1 protein-coding gene is annotated in these 1236 nt (G+C 62.2%); it reads right to left on the minus strand.

Annotated elements, in window-relative coordinates:
- Window positions 1-8 precede the first annotated feature (8 nt).
- Window positions 9-1171, minus strand: a protein-coding gene (locus AS93_RS0117825; protein ID WP_155956187.1) for an IS3 family transposase whose coding sequence is annotated in 2 segments (ribosomal slippage) — window positions 9-916 and window positions 916-1171 — 1164 coding nt in all. Because the reading frame shifts where the segments join, the coding sequence is not laid out codon by codon here.
- Window positions 1172-1236 lie beyond the last annotated feature (65 nt).

Raw genomic sequence — 1236 nt, forward strand, 5'->3', positions numbered from 1 at the left:
TGTAGTGGTCAACCCATCCCGGACAGTGGGTTAAGTTTTTTCTCGGCCACGGCAGGCGGGAGTCCGCCGTTGGCCTGGTGCGGTCGGATCCAGTTGTACCGATGCATCAGGTAACGGCTGATATCTCGCCCAGCCTCCCGGGCGCACTGGTACCCCGTCGAGGGGATCCACTCGCTCTTCAGGCTGCGGAAGAGCCGCTCCATCGGCGCATTGTCCCAGCAGTTTCCCCGTCGGCTCATGCTCTGCTGCATCCGGTAGCGCCACAGTCGCTGACGGAACAGGCGGCTGGCGTATTGGCTGCCCTGATCCGAGTGGAACATCACCTTCTGCGGTCTGCCACGCTGCTCGTAGGCCATGTCGAGCGCCCGGGCAGCCAGTTCCGCATCCGGCCTGTCAGAGAAGGCCCAGCCAATCACGCGGCGAGCGTGCAGATCCAGGACCACAGCCAGGTAATGCCAGCGACCCTGCGCCCAGACATAGGTGATGTCGCCGCACCAGACCTGGTTGGGACGCTCGACAGTGAACTCGCGATTGAGCCGATTCGGGATGTCGGGACGTTCCACCGTCGCGGACTTGTACGCATGCGAGCCCGGTTGCTTGCTGACGAGCCCAAGCTCGCGCATCAGACCCCGAACCTTGAAACGCCCGATCGTCATGCCATCCTCACGCAGCATGCCCAGAATGCTGCGGCTGCCCGCAGCGCCACGGCTCTTGCGGAACAGCTGGTTGATCCGGCTACGCAAGGCCACACAGCGCACATCGACGCGATGCCGCCGGGCACGATGTGCGTAGTAGCTGGAGCGTGTGACATTAAAAGCTGAACAGACCATTTCCACCGGCTCCTGCTCACTCAACTGGTCTATCAGCGCGTACGTTCGAGTTCGTCTGACATCAAGAGAGCGGTAGCCTTTTTTAGAATCGCCTTCTCCCGCTCCAGCCGGTTGATCCGGGCTTCCAGTTCCTGGATCTTCTGCTGTTCGGGCGTGAGCGCCTTGCTCTGCGGGGTGATGCCAGCGCGCTCCTGCTGGAGCTGGCTGACCCACCGACGCAGGGCGGAGTCCACCAGCCCCAGCGACTGGCAAGCCTCGGCCACGCTGTAGCCCTGATCCAGGACCAGGACCGCGGCCTCACGCTTGAACTCGGCGGAGAAGGTACGTCGTTGTTTGCTCATCAGACACCTCTTTAATGGCGAGGATTTTCGCCTAAATCGGTGTCCGGGATCAGTAGGCCACTACA

This window comes from Pseudomonas sp. RL (assembly GCF_000647775.1).
Taxonomy (GTDB): domain Bacteria; phylum Pseudomonadota; class Gammaproteobacteria; order Pseudomonadales; family Pseudomonadaceae; genus Serpens; species Serpens flexibilis.